Origin of the sequence: Acidovorax sp. Leaf191, from assembly GCF_001424425.1 — a bacterium.
Lineage (GTDB): Bacteria > Pseudomonadota > Gammaproteobacteria > Burkholderiales > Burkholderiaceae_C > Acidovorax.
Genome location: NZ_LMPT01000006.1, coordinates 1 through 14214 on the forward strand (window position 1 = coordinate 1; position 14214 = coordinate 14214).

The following is a 14214-nucleotide window of genomic DNA, read 5'->3' on the forward strand; positions in this document are numbered from 1 at the left end:
GCCGGCATGAAGGACTCCAAGGTGATCGTTGCGATCAACAAGGACCCGGAAGCGCCGATCTTCAGCGTGGCCGACTACGGCCTGGAGGCCGACCTGTTCGCGGCTGTGCCCGAACTGGTCAAGGCTATCTGAAGAGGCGGCCTGCCCGCAAAAGGCATCGTTTGTCGCGCCAAAACCTTTTACGCTTGAAAGCGGCAATAGGCCCCGAAGGACCTGATTTCACTCCCACTCGATCGTCGCTGGCGGCTTGCTGCTCACGTCGTACGTCACGCGGTTGATGCCCCGCACTTCGTTGATGATGCGGCCCGACACCTTCTTGAGCAACGCGTACGGCAGCTCGGCCCAGTCGGCGGTCATGAAGTCGCTGGTCTGCACGGCGCGCAGGGCGACGACGTAATCGTACGTACGGCCATCGCCCATCACGCCCACGCTCTTGACCGGCAGGAAGACGGTGAAGGCCTGGCTGGTGAGGTCGTACCAGGTCTTGCCGGTGGCTTCGTCGACGTGGTTGCGCAGTTCTTCGATGAAGATCGCGTCGGCGCGGCGCAGCAGGTCGGCGTATTCCTTTTTCACTTCACCCAGGATGCGCACGCCCAGGCCGGGGCCGGGGAAGGGGTGGCGGTAGACCATGTCGGGTGGCAGGCCCAGGGCCACGCCGAGTTCGCGCACCTCGTCCTTGAACAGGTCGCGCAGGGGCTCCAGGAGCTTGAGGCCCAGCTGCTCGGGAAGGCCGCCCACATTGTGGTGGCTTTTGATGGTGACGGCCTTCTTGCTCTTGGCGCCGCCGGATTCAATGACGTCGGGATAGATGGTGCCCTGTGCCAGGAAGGTGGCGCCCTTGTGGCCGCCGTCGCCCGCCTTCAGTTTGGCGGCCTCCTGCTTGAATACCGTGACGAACTCGCCGCCGATGATCTTGCGCTTGGCTTCGGGCTCGCTCACGCCGGCCAGCTTGCCGAGGAACAGTTCGCTGGCATCCACGCGGATCACGCGGGCGTGCAGCTTGCCCTCGAACATCTCCATGACCATGTCGCCTTCGTTCAGGCGCAGCAGGCCGTGGTCGACGAACACGCAGGTGAGCTGGTCGCCGATGGCGCGGTGAATAAGGGCAGCAGCCACCGACGAATCCACACCACCGGACAGGCCCAGGATGACTTCCTCGTCACCCACCTGCTCACGGATCTTGGCGACGGCTTCCTCAATGTAGTCGCCCATGATCCAGTCCGCCTGCGTGCGGCAGATATCGATCACAAAGCGGTTGAGCAGTGCCTGGCCCTGCACCGTGTGGGTGACTTCCGGGTGAAACTGCACCGCGTAGAACCGGCGCGCTTCATCGGCCATGCCCGCAATGGGGCAGGACGGTGTGGAGGCCATGACCTTGAAGCCTGGCGGCAGCTCGGTGACCTTGTCGCCGTGGCTCATCCAGACCTTGAGCATGCCGTGGCCTTCTGGCGTGGCGAAGTCTTCGATGCCCTTGAGCAACTCGGTGTGGCCATGGGCACGCACTTCTGCGTAGCCGAACTCGCGGGTGTTGGAGCCTTCGACCTTGCCGCCCAACTGGGTGGCCATGGTCTGCATGCCGTAGCAGATGCCGAGGACAGGAATGCCCAGCTCGAACACGGCATCGGGGGCGCGGTCGTCCACCTCGTAGACACTCGCGTGGCTGCCCGACAGGATCACGCCCTTCAAGCGGCCATCGGCCGCGAATGCGCGCACCCAGTCGCTGCTCACGTCGCAGGGATGGACTTCGCAGTAGACGTGGGCTTCGCGCACGCGGCGCGCGATGAGCTGCGTGACCTGGGAGCCGAAGTCGAGGATGAGGATCTTGTCGTGTTGCATGGTGGTGGTCTTCAGAGGCGGGAAAGGTCAAGAAGCGGCACGCCGCTGCGCTCGGCAGCGGCAATCTGCTGGAGATCGAAGGTGGCCAGCGGCAGGCGCAGTGAGCGCGCAAGCCACAGGTAGGCAGCATCAAAGGTGGGCAGGCCGGTGTCGAGCGCCACGTCCATCACGGCCTTGTGCTGGGCGGGGGCCAGTTCGTGCAGCTCCACGCGGTGGCGTATGGCTTCGAGCACGCCCCACAGGCCTTCGACCGAGGCGGGCCGTATGCGGCCGCTGTGCACGCCGGTGCTGATGAGGTTGCTGCACTCCCACTGCCAGAGGTTGGGGGCCTGGGGCTCGACCTCGTCGCGGCGGATCAGGGTGTACAGGCGGCGCGTGTGCTCGCTGGCCGCGTCGGGCAGCAGCCAGGCGGCGGTGACGGAGGCGTCGAGGACGAAGGCGGTCATGCTGCCGCCCTGCCCTTGCGGCGCAAGGTGTCGGGGCTGGCGGCCTCGGCCGCGGGGCGGATGCTGGCGTGCAGCGCGTCGATCTGGCCCAGTTCGCGGGCGATCTGCTCGTCGGTGATGACCGGGCGGCGGCGCACGGGCAGCAGGCGCACCACTTCTTTGCCGTGGCGGGTGATGCGCACTTCTTCGCCCTGCTCGACCAGTTCGATCAGTGCGGAGAACCTGCTCTTGGCTTCGTAGATACCAACGGACTGCATGGATGCGCGGACCCCCAAAAAGAAAAAGTCTGGCCTGAATGGCGAATTCAGACCAGACTATATCATTCTGACCAGATATTTTCAATCAGGCCAGATTGGATCGGCGGTGCTCAGTCAGCCCTGTAGTTCGGGGCTTCCTTGGTGATCTGCACATCGTGCACGTGGCTTTCGCGGATACCGGCGGTGGTGATCTCGACGAACTCGGCCTTGTTGTTCATGTCTTCGATGGTGGCGCAACCGCAGTAGCCCATGGCGGCGCGCACGCCACCGGCCATCTGGAACACGATGGAGACCATGGAGCCCTTGTAGGGCACGCGGCCTTCGATGCCTTCGGGCACGAGCTTGTCGGCGTTGGGGTTGCCGGTGGTCGATTCCTGGAAGTAGCGGTCGGCGCTGCCCTGCTGCATGGCGCCGATGCTACCCATGCCGCGGTAGCTCTTGTAGCTGCGGCCCTGGAACAGGATGACTTCGCCGGGCGCTTCTTCGGTGCCCGCGAACATGCCGCCCATCATGATGGTGCTGGCGCCTGCGGCCAGCGCCTTGGCGATGTCGCCGCTGTAGCGCACGCCGCCATCCGCGATCAGCGGTACGCCGGTGCCCTTGAGGGCGGTGGCCACGCTGTCGATGGCCATGATCTGGGGCACGCCCACACCGGCCACGATGCGGGTGGTGCAGATGGAGCCCGGGCCGATACCGACCTTGACCGCATCGGCCCCGGCCTCGACCAGCGCGAGCGCGGCCGCGCCGGTGGCAATGTTGCCGCCGATCACGTCGACCTGCGGGTAGTTCTGCTTGACCCAGCGCACGCGCTCGATCACGCCCTTGCTGTGGCCGTGGGCGGTGTCGACCACGATGGCGTCCACACCGGCCTTGACCAGCGCTTCGACGCGTTCTTCGGTGCCCTCACCCACGCCGACCGCAGCGCCGACGCGCAGGCGGCCCGAGGGGTCGCGGGCGGCGTTGGGGAAGCTGGTTTGCTTGGTGATGTCCTTGACGGTGATCAGGCCCTTGAGCTCGAACGCGTCGTTCACGACCAGGATGCGCTCGAGCTTGTGCTTGTTGAGCAGCGCCTTGGCTTCGGCAGGCGAGGTGCCTTCCTTCTCGTTGACGGTGATGAGCTTCTCGCGCGGGGTCATGATCTGGTGGACCTTGACGTCGTAGCGCGTCTCGAAGCGCAAATCGCGCCCGGTGACGATGCCGACCACCTTGCCGCCGTCGCACACCGGAAAGCCCGAGATGCCCAGCTGCTCGGACAGCTGCAGCACCTGCAGCACCGTGTGCTCGGGGGTGATGACCACGGGGTCGCGCAGCACGCCGGACTCGTAGCGCTTGACCTTGGCCACCTGGGCGGCCTGCTCCTGCGCCGTGAGGTTCTTGTGCACGATGCCGATGCCACCCTCCTGGGCAATGGCAATGGCCAGGCGCGCCTCGGTCACGGTGTCCATGGCGGCGGACACGAGAGGCAGGTTCAGCTGGATGTTACGGGAGAGTTTCGTCGCGAGGGACGTGTCCTTGGGCAGGACCTGGGAGTACGCTGGCACCAGCAACACATCGTCGAAGGTGAGCGCTTTTCCAAGAAGGCGCATGAGAAGGCTCCAAAAGACGGATTGTACCCGCGCCCTGTGCGGCCTGCAGCCGGCGGGGCCGGGCTGCTGGCGTTGTGGCGCATGCGCTGCGGGTTGTTCAGAGGGAAAAGCGCCGCCAGTTCAGAGGCAAAAGTGCCTCGAGTCCGTGCAATGTGTCGTGCCAAAAGCACCGCCCATCCGATGGCACTGGCCGCGCCCCAGGCTGGCGGCTAAACTTGTTCGCATGAAAACGCACAAGCTTCTCCTGCTGGCCATTGCCTGCACCTGGGCCATGGGCGCAGCCGCGCAATGGCAGTGGATCGACAAGGACGGCCGCAAGGTCTTCAGTGACCGGCCCCCGCCACAGGAAATCCCCGACAAGAGCATTCTGAAGCAGCCCAGCGGCGGGCGGCCCGCCGTAGCGGCGCCTGCAGCGCCTTCGGCAGACGCAGCGGCCCCGGCACCCGCAACCGCGCCAGCCGGCAAGGCCGCGGCCAGCGCGGCCGCTGGCGGCAAGGACAAGGCGCTTGAAGAGAAGAAGGCCCAGGCCGACGCAGAAGAAGCCGCCAAGAAGAAGGCAGAAGAAGACAAACTGACCAAGGCCAAGGCCGACAACTGCAACCGCGCACGCCAGGCCAAGGCGGATTTCGACTCCGGCAGGCCCATCACCCAGACGAACGCGCAGGGCGAGCGCATCTTCCTGGACGAAGGTGGCCGCGCAGCGGAAACCAAGCGGCTGGACTCCATCATCGCCTCCGACTGCAAGCGTTGATGGACAGCGCGGGCGCTCGTCGCCAGCACCTGCACAGGCACCCACGGGCTGCTACCCCGCCAGGTCAGTAGCCCGATTTGCCGCCCGGGCGCTGCCGGGCAAAGAGCCCCGTCGTGCGTGCGCCTTGCCGCGCAAAGCGTTCGCGGCGGGCGACCTTGGGGTCGACCTTCAAGGCCCTGTAGACCTCCACCCGGTCCTGGGCCTTGAGCACCACGTCCAGCCCCGCAGCGCGCCCCCAGATACCGATGGCCGCAGGCCCCAAAGCCACGCCCTGCAGGCCCTGCACATCCACCCCACAGGCCTGCAGCGCGTCTTGCACCGTGGCACCTGCAGGCAGCTCCAGCGCCCATTCGCGCACTTCGCGCGGCGCCAGGCAGACGGCCACGGTCACCGGGACCGACGACGCCGGCGCGGCTGCAGGCACCGCCCCGGGCGCTTCAGCCATACACCTGCTCGGCACGCTTGACGAAGGCATCCACCATGCTGCCCGCGATGCGGTCGAACACCGGTCCCACCAGGGCCGCGAGGGCTGCGCTGTCAAAGCCGTAGTGCAGCAGCAACTCCACCTTGCAGGCGCGCTGGCTGCCGTCGCCCACCGTGTGAAAGTGCCAGTCGCCCTCCAGCTGCGAGAACGGCCCTTTGACAAGGTGCATCTGCACGCGCTTGCCGGCCTCGTGGGTATTGCGGGTCACGAAGGTCTGGCGGATTCCGCTGAAGGAGATGCCCACCTCCGCGGTCATGCCGTCGCTGGTGCGCTCCAGCACGGCGGCGTGGTCGCACCAGGGCAGGAACTGGGGATAGTGCTCCACCCCGGTGACCAGGGCGAACATTTCTTCGGGGCTGTACCAGATGAGGACGGACTTGTGAACGGTTTTCATGCAGACGGAGCTTGAGCGAAAGCGCGCAAGCCGGAGAAATTAGAATCGCTGTTGCGACGACAACATTGTAGGGAGGCCTTTTATCTCCCGGTTTGCGCCGCATCTAAACCCAATGGCCAAGAAACCCGATCCCACCGCCCGCATTGCCGACAACAAAAAGGCGGCCTACAACTATTTCTTCGAAGAACGCCACGAGGCAGGCGTCGTCCTGTACGGCTGGGAAGTGAAGGCCCTGCGCGAAGGCAAGGTGCAACTGACCGACGGCTACGTGCTGATCCGCGAGGGTGAGATGTTCCTGATGGGCTGCCAGATCAACCCGCTCAAGACCGCGTCGACCCACGTCAACCCCGACGCCATCCGCACCAAGAAGCTGCTGCTCAAGAAGGACGACATCAAGCACCTGATCGTCAAGGTCGAGCAAAAGGGCTACACGCTGGTGCCGCTGAACCTGCACTGGAAGAACGGCTATGTGAAGTGCGACATCGCCCTGGCCAAGGGCAAGGCCGAGCACGACAAGCGCGACACCATCAAGGACCGCGAAGGCAAGCGCGAAGTGGAACGCGCCATGAAGAGCAGGAACAGGTAGCCCCCTGAGGTGCTGCGCACCGTCGCCCCCAGGGGGACGCCCCGGTTCCCGCAAGCGGAGCTCGCTTCGCAGCTTGGCGGCCCTTGCACGGGGATGCTGGCTGGGATCGTGCCAGTTTTGACGCCTGTGCGCGTTGGATGTATTGAGTTTTTTCATGTGCAGTGGAATAAACCGCTGCGCCGCGGTGTTCATGGAGTTGCAAGGCGGCATGTGCCGTTGTCTGCAAACCCTCTTCTTCCACCTGGAGACACCATGAAAAAGACCCTCTTGTCCCTCGCCGCGTTCGTAGCCATCGCTGGCTGCTCCACCATGGCGGCCGACGGCCCCGTGAAAACCATGGACGGCGTGCTGGTGGGCGCTGGCGGCATGACCCTGTACACCTTCGACCGCGACGCCGCCGGCAGCGGCAAGTCGGTCTGCAACGGCCCCTGCGCCACCAACTGGCCGCCGCTGATGGCCGCCAAGGCGCCCGGCGGCGACTACAGCGTGATCACGCGCGACGATGGCAAGACCCAGCTGGCGTACAAGGGCAAGCCGCTGTACTACTGGGTCAAGGACACCAAGCCCGGCGACAAGACGGGTGACGGCGTGAACCAGGCCTGGCGTACCGCCAAGCCCTGATGGACACGGCCGCCCCGCAGCGCACCGCACCACGGTCTGCATGAACCGCACCCAGGTCGTCGAGCAGTTGCCCGCCCTGCGCAGGTATGCGCGGGTGCTGACGGGCGATGCCTGGGCTGCGGACGACCTGGTGCAGGACACGCTGGAGCGCGCCTGCAGCAAATGGCTGCTGTGGCGCACCGGCAGCGACCTGCGGGCCTGGCTGTTCACGCTGATGCACAACCTGTACCTGAACCAGGTGCGCACCCAGCCGCCCTGGCCGCATGCGGACATCGACGACCTGCACGACACCCTGCAGGGCAGCAGCGCCGGCATGGGGGACGACGCGCTGGACCTGGAGCGCTGCCTGCAGCGCCTGCCGCCCGACCAGCGCGCCGTGCTGCTGCTGGTGACGCTGGAGGACATGGACTATGCCGACACCGCCCGGGTGCTGGGCATCCCCGTGGGCACGGTGATGTCACGCCTGTCCCGGGCCCGCAGCCGCCTGCGCCTGCTGATGGAGCGGCCGCCTGCGCCGGTGCCCGACGCGTTGACACCCGCCGCGCAGCAACCTGCGCCCCAGCCTCTTCCCCATCCCACCGGCCAGCCACCCACATTGCGCCGCCTCAAATAACCCATGTTTGATGCACGCCAGCCCGCCATGGACCACAAGCACCACCCCCCTCCTCCACCCGCCGACGGCGATGAAGCCGCCGCGTGGCATGCGCTGGTGGACGGCCGCCTGCCGCCGGCGCAGGCGGCGGCACTGCGCGACAAGCTCGAACGCCAGGCGGGCGCCGAAGAGACCGTGGCCCACTGGGAGCACCAACGCCTGCAACTGCGCACACTGCACCAGAGCCTGCTGACCGAGCCAGTGCCCGACGCCCTGCTGGCCGCGGCGCAGCGCGCGTCGGTGCGCCAGCAGCGCCAGACCCAGTGGTGGCGCTGGGGCGGCATGGCGGCATCGGTACTGGTGGCCTTCGCGCTGGGCTGGACCGGACGCAGCCTGGTGCCCGGCGTATTGCCCGGCATGGCGCGCCTCAACGCGCCCGCGCCCACGCCGGCGCTCGCCGCCACCGGCCAGCACTTTGCCCAACAGGCCGCAGTGGCCCACGCGGTGTACCAGCCCGAAGTGCGGCACGCCGTGGAGGTGCCGGCAGCCCAGCAGGAGCACCTGGTGCAGTGGCTCTCCAAGCGGCTGAGCCGCCCGCTCAAGCTGCCCGTGCTCGCCGATGAAGGCTATGAACTGGTGGGAGGCCGCCTGCTGCCCGGGGCGCCGGGAGACGCAGGTGCACGCGCGCAGTTCATGTACCAGAACGCCCAGGGCGGGCGCATCACCCTGTACCTGGGCGCCGTCGCCGCAGGCCAGCCCGGCGCGGCAACGGCCGCACCGAAGCAGCCCGATGCCGCAGAAACTGCCTTCCAGTTCTCCAGCGACGGCCCGGTCCCGAGCTTTTACTGGGTGGACCAGGGCTTTGGCTATGCGCTCAGCGGCCAGCTGTCACGCCAGCAACTGCTGGTGCTGGCATCGGTGGTGTACAGACAGCTCTAGGGAACCTCTGCACGGATCACCGCACCGTGGGCATCGGCGGTCTCGGGCGGTCTGCGGCGTTGCAAAGACTCGCGGTAGCTGCAGCACGGCAAGGCGTGCCGCGGCGCGAGAGGGTGAAAGACGAAGCCGTATCAGCCCAGCGCCACCAGCGGATGCGCGTGCGCAGGCCAGGGGCTCGCAAAGAACGGCGCCACCATGTCGGGCGTCACGTCCTCGATGCGGGCGGGGTTCCACTTCGGCGCGTGGTCCTTGTCCACGGCCAGCGCGCGGATGCCTTCCACCGTCTCGCTCTGGCCGGGGCGCAGGTAAAAGCAGTGGCGCACCATGTCGCGCTCCATGCGCAGGTCGTCGGCCAGGCCCATGTCGCGCGCGCGGCGGACCTGTTCCAGCACGACGTGCAGCATCAGCGGCGAGCGCTTGCGCAGCGTAGCCGCCGTGGCGCGCGCCCAGTCGCTGTCGGCGGACTCCAGCGCCCGCACGATGTCGCCCACGCCGGGCAGCGCAAAATACTGGTCAATATCGGCCCTACCGCTGGATGGATGAGCGCCAGCAGCTACCAATTTTGTAGCAACATAGTTTTTGACCGCCGCACCGTCGGCAAACGTCTGCGTGGCCAGGGCTTCCCACACTGCAGGCAACTGGTCCGAGGGCATGCGGCCGTCGGCCAGGTGGCTGGCGATGGCTTCGTCGGCACCGATGGTGTCGCCCGTCAGGGCCAGCCACTCGCCCACGCGGCCGGGGCAGCGGCTCAGAAAGTACCCGCCGCCCACGTCCGGGAACAGGCCGATGGCGGTCTCCGGCATGGCCATCTTCGTGCGCTCGGTCACCACGCGCAGCGCAGCACCCTGGCTGATGCCCATGCCGCCGCCCATCACGATGCCGTCCATGAAGGCGATGTAAGGTTTGCCGTAGTGGTGGATGAGGTGGTTGAGCGCGTATTCCTCGGTGAAGAAGTCTTCGAGCTGCGGGTTGCCCTGGCTGCCGGCCTGGTGCAAAAAGCGGATGTCCCCGCCCGCGCAAAAGGCGCCGAAAGGCCCTTCCTTGTTGCTGCCGCGAACCGCCACGGCCAGCACCCGCGCATCGCTTTGCCACGCCAGCAGCACGCGCATGAGATCGCGCACCATGCCCAGCGACAACGCATTGAGCGCACGCGGGCGGTTCAAGGTGATCAGGCCCACCTGGCCACGCACTTCGCTCAGAACTTCTTTATCCACCACCGCCACTGTCTCCGTCATTTTTTATTCCTTACAAAGGTAGGTTTCACACACACTGAAATGCGCACCCACTGCGGCATGCACTGCATTCCGGGCCGCGCTGCGCCTTGCTCACTGCGAGGCGCGCCGCGCCCCCATGACCTCATTGAACACCAGCGCGCCGATCACCAGCGCACCGCCGCCCAGCACCGCGGCGCCGGGCTCTTCGCCCGCACCCAGCCAGGCGAGCAAGATACCGAAGATCACCTCCAGCAAACTGAGCAGCGCAATCTCCGGCGCCTTCAGCACCTGCCCGCAGCGCACGGCCAGCACGCACGGTATGGCCAGTTGCACCACCCCGAGCAATGCCAGCAGCCACAGGTCGTGTGCCGAGGCCTGAAACGGCAGCGCCAGCGGCAGCGTGGCCACCACCGACAACACCGCGCCCACCAGCACCGCAGGCACCAGGTCCACCGCGTGGCCGTGGCGCTGCGAGTGCTGCACCACCGTCCAGTTCACCGCCCCGGCCACCGGCACGCACAAGGCCACCAGCGTTCCCACCACTGGCAGGCCCGCCATCTGCGAGCCGTACATCCATCCGATGCCCAGCGCCGCCACGCCAATGGCAAGCCAGGTGCGGGGCGCGATGTGGTGGCCGATGAAGATGCGCGCAAACAGCGCCGTGAGCAGCGGGGCCGCCGCCATCGTCACCAGCACGTTGGCCACGGGCATGAGCAGGATGGCCACCATGAACGCGGTGAACATCACGCTCCAGCACAGGCCGGATATCCACAGCGCCCGGCCGCTGCGGTGCAGGGACGCGAACACCGTGCGCCCCTGCATCAGCGGCAGTATCACCAGCAGGGCCGCCAGCGTGAACAGGCTGCGCCAGAAGGTCACCTCGAAGCTGCGCGCCGCCTCCAGATGGCGCGTGACCACGCCCGCGATCGACCACATCAGGGTGACCGCCACCATCAGGGCCACGGCGCGGGAGTGCGTGAGCTGGGGCAAAGACATGGAGCGCGTTCAGTCCGGGTGGTGGTAGTGGTGATGGTGATGGAAAGCAGGCAGCACGACCGACATGAAAAAAGGGCCACAGCATGGCGGTGGCCCTTCGGGCGACACACAGAAAACTTCGGGGTGAACCTCAGTTCCTGCGTGCGCTCACTCTGCAGAACGCAGCGTCTTCACGCTGGCAACTCAGGAGCGGCCTGCGCGCTTGCGCTCGTTTTCGGTCAGGAAGCGCTTGCGGATGCGGATCGACTTGGGCGTGATCTCGACCAGCTCGTCGTCCTCGATGAATTCCACCGCGTATTCCAGCGTGGCGTCGATGGGCGGCGTGATCTTGATCGCGTCTTCCTTGCCGGACACGCGGAAGTTCGTCAGCTGCTTGGTGCGCGTGGCGTTCACGATCAGGTCGTTGTCGCGGCTGTGGATGCCGACGATCATGCCTTCGTACACGGGGTCGTTCGCCTTCACGAACATGCGGCCGCGGTCGTCCAGCTTGCCCAGGGCGTAGGTGAAGATTTCACCGTCGTCCATGGAGATCAGCACGCCGTTCTTGCGGCCGCCGATGTCGCCCTTGTGCGGCTCGTAGCTGTCGAAAATGTTGCTGATCAGGCCCGAGCCACGCGTCAGGTTCAGGAATTCGTTGGTGAAGCCGATCAGGCCCCGCGCAGGAATGCGGTACTCCAGGCGCACGCGGCCGCGGCCGTCCGGCTCCATGTTCACCAGCTCGCCCTTGCGCTCGCCCAGGGCCTGCATCACGCCGCCCTGGTGGCCTTCTTCGATGTCGGCCGTCACCAGCTCGATGGGCTCGTGCTTGACGCCGTTCACGTCCTTGAACACCACGCGGGGCTTGGACACGGCCAGCTCGTAGCCTTCGCGGCGCATGTTTTCCAGGAGGATGGTCAGGTGCAGTTCACCGCGGCCCATCACTTCGAAGATGCCTTCTTCGTCGGTTTCCTTCACACGCAGGGCCACGTTGTGCTGGAGTTCCTTTTGCAGGCGGTCCCAGATCTGGCGGCTGGTCACGAACTTGCCTTCGCGGCCTGCCAGCGGCGAGGTGTTCACGCAGAAGTTCATGGTCAGCGTGGGCTCGTCCACCTTCAGCATGGGCAGCGGTGCGGGGTTGGCGGGGTCGGTCACGGTCACGCCGATACCGATATCCTCGATGCCGTTGATCAGCACGATGTCGCCCGGGCCGGCCAGCGGCGTCTGCATGCGATCGAGGCCCTGGAAGGTCAGCACCTGGTTGACACGGCCCTTCACGGCCTTGCCATCGGGGCCTTCCATGACGACCACGTCCATCATGGGCTTCAAGGTGCCCTGGCTGATGCGGCCCACGCCGATGCGGCCCACGAAGGTGGAGAAGTCCAGCGCCGAGATCTGCAGCTGCAGCGGAGCTGCCGGGTCACCCGAGTTCGGGGGAACGTGCTTGAGGATGGTGTTGAACAGGGCCGACATGTCGGGGCCCCACTGCTCGCCCGGTGCGCCTTCTTCCAGCGACGACCAGCCGTTGATGCCCGAGGCATACACCACGGGGAAGTCCAGTTGTTCGTCGGTGGCGCCGAGCTTGTCGAACAGGTCGAACGCGGCGTTCACGACCTTGTCGGGGTTGGCACCGGGCTTGTCCACCTTGTTCACCACCAGGATGGGGCGCAGGCCCAGGGCCAGGGCCTTCTTGGTCACGAAACGCGTCTGGGGCATGGGGCCCTCTTGCGCGTCGATCAGCAGCACCACGCTGTCCACCATGGACAGGGCACGTTCCACTTCGCCGCCGAAGTCCGCGTGACCGGGGGTGTCCACGATGTTGATGTGGGTGCCTTCCCAGCTCACGGCGCAGTTCTTGGCCAGGATGGTGATGCCACGTTCTTTTTCGATGGCGTTGTTGTCCATCACGGTGTCGACCACTTTTTCGTGGTCGGCGAAGGTGCCGGACTGGCGCAGCAGTTGGTCGACCATGGTGGTTTTGCCATGGTCAACGTGGGCGATGATGGCGATGTTGCGGATCTGTTTCGTCATAGTTTTTCCAATGTGCCGCTGGCTTGCAGGTGCGGCGTGCCTTCCAAAATTTGTTGAATTTCCAGCGGACTCAGGAGCCTGTCGGGCACCAGCTCCCCGCCAACGATGTGGCCCACCCCCAGCAGCGCAGGGGGCACGTCGCCAAACACCGCCACGGCACCTGCATCAGGCCAGGTACCTCGGCGGCGTACGCCCGACAGGAAGCGAGCGGCATTCTCGCTGTCCAGCGTGACACGCACATGTTGTGCCAAAAGTGATTCCGGCGGCTCGAGCTGCGCAAGCCGCGCGCCCTCCTCCATGGCCTCGAGCTCTGCCAGCGTGACGCAGCGCTCCACACCGATACCACCGGTATCGATGCGCCGAAGAAAGGTCAGGTGGGCGCCCACGCCCAGCGCGGCGCCCACGTCTTCGCCCAGCGTGCGGATGTACGTGCCCTTGCTGCAGCGCACCACCATCCGCATGGCGATGGCGTCCGGGTGGTCGGCCAGCAGGGTGAGCGACAGCGCGTGGATCACCACGTCGCGTGCGGGCCGCTCCACCTCGATGCCGGCGCGGGCATATTCGTACAGCGCCTTGCCGTCCTTCTTGAGGGCGCTGTGCATGGGCGGCACCTGCTTGATGGGGCCGGTGAACTGCTGCTGCACGGCGGCCAGGCGCTCGGGCGTGAGGTCTGCCAGCACCACGGGGCGGCGCTCCACCACATCGCCTTCGGCGTCGCCGGTGGTGGTGGTGGTGCCCAGCAGCGCTACGGCTTCGTAGGTCTTGGGGGCGTCGAGCTGCAGCTGGCTGAACTTGGTGGCAGCGCCGAAGCACAGCGGCAACACGCCGGTGGCCAGCGGGTCGAGCGTGCCGGTGTGGCCCGCTTTTTCGGCGCGCAGCAGCCACTTCGCCTTTTGCAAGGCGTCGTTGCTCGACAGGCCGAGCGGTTTATCCAGCAGCAACACCCCATGCACAGGGCGCCGCTGCACCCTGGTGCGAGGCGCGTGCGCAGCAACGCCCCCACGCTCTTTCACTGCGTGCAAATCGCTGCCCCCCAAGGGGGCTTTCGCACCTTGGGGCGGCCCGGCGGTACTCATGCCTACTCCTCTTTAGCGCGCGAAGACACAGCCTTGGCGATCAAGGCGTTCATGTCGGCCGCACGCTCGGAGGTGCGGTCGAACACGAAGTGCAGCGTAGGCACGGTGTGGATGTGCAGGCGCTTGAACAGGCCGTTGCGCAGGAAGCCCGCCGCCTGGTTGAGCGCGACCTGCGTCTCCACGGGGTCGCCCGTCAGCAGGCTGAAGAACACCTTGGCGTGCGCATAGTCGGGAGTCACCTCCACGCCCTGCAGCGTCACCATGCCCACGCGCGGGTCCTTCAACTCGCGCGCGATCAGCTCCGTCAGATCGCGCTGGATCTGATCGGCGACCTTGAAGGCGCGGTTGGGGGTGGCAGATTTCTTCGCTGGCATGTCAGTATTCCTTCGCCGTTTGCTGTTCCGGCATCGCGTGGTTCTCACGCGGCGC

The 14214-nt window shown here is 66.4% G+C and carries 16 protein-coding genes and 1 pseudogene; 6 read left to right on the plus strand and 11 right to left on the minus strand.

Features of this window, described 5'->3' with window-relative positions; genetic code table 11:
- A pseudogene (locus ASG27_RS26550) lies at window positions 1-132 on the plus strand (electron transfer flavoprotein subunit alpha/FixB family protein); the annotation flags it as partial.
- Window positions 133-219: 87 nt separating this feature from the next.
- Here ASG27_RS26550 and guaA read toward each other — a convergent pair.
- The 4 genes from guaA to guaB all read right to left on the minus strand — a co-directional run bounded on the left by guaA (window position 220) and on the right by guaB (window position 4125).
- Entirely contained in the window at window positions 220-1836 is a 1617-nt protein-coding gene (guaA, locus tag ASG27_RS06740) for a glutamine-hydrolyzing GMP synthase (RefSeq protein ID WP_056414469.1), read from the minus strand.
- Window positions 1837-1847: 11 nt separating this feature from the next.
- A complete protein-coding gene (locus ASG27_RS06745; protein ID WP_056414472.1) occupies window positions 1848-2282 on the minus strand; it encodes a type II toxin-antitoxin system VapC family toxin in 435 nt (144 codons plus the stop codon).
- The gene (locus ASG27_RS06750; RefSeq protein WP_056414475.1) at window positions 2279-2539 is read right to left on the minus strand and encodes a type II toxin-antitoxin system Phd/YefM family antitoxin; all 261 of its coding nucleotides are present in this window, start codon (window positions 2537-2539) and stop codon (window positions 2279-2281) included. Before ASG27_RS06750 ends, ASG27_RS06745 begins: the two co-directional genes overlap by 4 nt.
- Before the next feature lie 110 nt (window positions 2540-2649).
- Window positions 2650-4125, minus strand: coding sequence for an IMP dehydrogenase (gene guaB, locus ASG27_RS06755; protein ID WP_056414478.1), 1476 nt, complete (start codon window positions 4123-4125; stop codon window positions 2650-2652).
- A 223-nt stretch (window positions 4126-4348) separates the two neighbouring features.
- Here guaB and ASG27_RS06760 point away from each other — a divergent pair, with 223 nt between their 5' ends.
- On the plus strand, window positions 4349-4876 hold the full coding sequence (locus ASG27_RS06760; protein ID WP_056414480.1) for a DUF4124 domain-containing protein: 528 nt from the start codon (window positions 4349-4351) through the stop codon (window positions 4874-4876).
- A gap of 64 nt (window positions 4877-4940) precedes the next feature.
- On the opposite strand, the gene ASG27_RS06765 is transcribed toward ASG27_RS06760, so the two are convergent.
- Complete coding sequence (locus ASG27_RS06765) at window positions 4941-5321, minus strand: RnfH family protein (protein ID WP_056414483.1); 381 nt, start codon at window positions 5319-5321, stop codon at window positions 4941-4943.
- On the minus strand, window positions 5314-5754 hold the full coding sequence (locus ASG27_RS06770; protein WP_056414485.1) for a type II toxin-antitoxin system RatA family toxin: 441 nt from the start codon (window positions 5752-5754) through the stop codon (window positions 5314-5316). The genes ASG27_RS06765 and ASG27_RS06770 overlap by 8 nt, the downstream gene beginning before the upstream one ends.
- A 112-nt stretch (window positions 5755-5866) precedes the next feature.
- Here ASG27_RS06770 and smpB point away from each other — a divergent pair, with 112 nt between their 5' ends.
- The 4 genes from smpB (at window position 5867) to ASG27_RS06790 (ending at window position 8492) form a co-directional block, all read left to right on the plus strand.
- Complete coding sequence (gene smpB / locus ASG27_RS06775; RefSeq protein WP_056414488.1) at window positions 5867-6340, plus strand: SsrA-binding protein SmpB; 474 nt, start codon at window positions 5867-5869, stop codon at window positions 6338-6340.
- Window positions 6341-6592: 252 nt separating this feature from the next.
- On the plus strand, window positions 6593-6961 hold the full coding sequence (locus ASG27_RS06780; protein WP_056414489.1) for a COG4315 family predicted lipoprotein: 369 nt from the start codon (window positions 6593-6595) through the stop codon (window positions 6959-6961).
- Between the two features lie 40 nt (window positions 6962-7001).
- Window positions 7002-7574 (plus strand): RNA polymerase sigma factor, encoded by a 573-nt coding sequence (locus ASG27_RS06785; RefSeq protein ID WP_056414492.1) that lies wholly within the window; start codon window positions 7002-7004, stop codon window positions 7572-7574.
- 3 nt (window positions 7575-7577) lie between these two features.
- Complete coding sequence (locus ASG27_RS06790) at window positions 7578-8492, plus strand: anti-sigma factor family protein (protein ID WP_082485870.1); 915 nt, start codon at window positions 7578-7580, stop codon at window positions 8490-8492.
- Between the two features lie 131 nt (window positions 8493-8623).
- Here ASG27_RS06790 and ASG27_RS06795 read toward each other — a convergent pair whose 3' ends face one another.
- The 5 genes from ASG27_RS06795 to rbfA all read right to left on the minus strand — a co-directional run bounded on the left by ASG27_RS06795 (window position 8624) and on the right by rbfA (window position 14159).
- Window positions 8624-9727, minus strand: coding sequence for an enoyl-CoA hydratase/isomerase family protein (locus ASG27_RS06795; RefSeq protein WP_056414496.1), 1104 nt, complete (start codon window positions 9725-9727; stop codon window positions 8624-8626).
- Window positions 9728-9817: 90 nt separating this feature from the next.
- Window positions 9818-10702, minus strand: a complete 885-nt coding sequence (locus ASG27_RS06800) for a DMT family transporter (protein WP_200912403.1) — start codon at window positions 10700-10702, stop codon at window positions 9818-9820.
- A gap of 183 nt (window positions 10703-10885) precedes the next feature.
- Window positions 10886-12709, minus strand: a complete 1824-nt coding sequence (typA, locus tag ASG27_RS06805; RefSeq protein WP_056414499.1) for a translational GTPase TypA — start codon at window positions 12707-12709, stop codon at window positions 10886-10888.
- Window positions 12706-13650 (minus strand): tRNA pseudouridine(55) synthase TruB, encoded by a 945-nt coding sequence (gene truB, locus ASG27_RS06810; protein ID WP_442854083.1) that lies wholly within the window; start codon window positions 13648-13650, stop codon window positions 12706-12708. Before truB ends, typA begins: the two co-directional genes overlap by 4 nt.
- A 137-nt stretch (window positions 13651-13787) precedes the next feature.
- Window positions 13788-14159, minus strand: coding sequence for a 30S ribosome-binding factor RbfA (rbfA, locus tag ASG27_RS06815; RefSeq protein WP_056414505.1), 372 nt, complete (start codon window positions 14157-14159; stop codon window positions 13788-13790).
- Between the last annotated feature and the right edge of the window lie 55 nt (window positions 14160-14214).

Excerpts from the sequence above, each read along its gene's own strand:
- guaA (WP_056414469.1), bottom strand. The coding sequence starts at position 1,836 with ATGCAACACGACAAGATCCTCATCCTCGACTTCGGCTCCCAGGTCACG.
- ASG27_RS06745 (WP_056414472.1), bottom strand. The coding sequence starts at position 2,282 with ATGACCGCCTTCGTCCTCGACGCCTCCGTCACCGCCGCCTGGCTGCTG.
- ASG27_RS06750 (WP_056414475.1), bottom strand. The coding sequence starts at position 2,539 with ATGCAGTCCGTTGGTATCTACGAAGCCAAGAGCAGGTTCTCCGCACTG.
- guaB (WP_056414478.1), bottom strand. The coding sequence starts at position 4,125 with ATGCGCCTTCTTGGAAAAGCGCTCACCTTCGACGATGTGTTGCTGGTG.
- ASG27_RS06760 (WP_056414480.1), top strand. The coding sequence starts at position 4,349 with ATGAAAACGCACAAGCTTCTCCTGCTGGCCATTGCCTGCACCTGGGCC.
- ASG27_RS06765 (WP_056414483.1), bottom strand. The coding sequence starts at position 5,321 with ATGGCTGAAGCGCCCGGGGCGGTGCCTGCAGCCGCGCCGGCGTCGTCG.
- ASG27_RS06770 (WP_056414485.1), bottom strand. The coding sequence starts at position 5,754 with ATGAAAACCGTTCACAAGTCCGTCCTCATCTGGTACAGCCCCGAAGAA.
- smpB (WP_056414488.1), top strand. The coding sequence starts at position 5,867 with ATGGCCAAGAAACCCGATCCCACCGCCCGCATTGCCGACAACAAAAAG.
- ASG27_RS06780 (WP_056414489.1), top strand. The coding sequence starts at position 6,593 with ATGAAAAAGACCCTCTTGTCCCTCGCCGCGTTCGTAGCCATCGCTGGC.
- ASG27_RS06785 (WP_056414492.1), top strand. The coding sequence starts at position 7,002 with ATGAACCGCACCCAGGTCGTCGAGCAGTTGCCCGCCCTGCGCAGGTAT.
- ASG27_RS06790 (WP_082485870.1), top strand. The coding sequence starts at position 7,578 with ATGTTTGATGCACGCCAGCCCGCCATGGACCACAAGCACCACCCCCCT.
- ASG27_RS06795 (WP_056414496.1), bottom strand. The coding sequence starts at position 9,727 with ATGACGGAGACAGTGGCGGTGGTGGATAAAGAAGTTCTGAGCGAAGTG.
- ASG27_RS06800 (WP_200912403.1), bottom strand. The coding sequence starts at position 10,702 with ATGTCTTTGCCCCAGCTCACGCACTCCCGCGCCGTGGCCCTGATGGTG.
- typA (WP_056414499.1), bottom strand. The coding sequence starts at position 12,709 with ATGACGAAACAGATCCGCAACATCGCCATCATCGCCCACGTTGACCAT.
- rbfA (WP_056414505.1), bottom strand. The coding sequence starts at position 14,159 with ATGCCAGCGAAGAAATCTGCCACCCCCAACCGCGCCTTCAAGGTCGCC.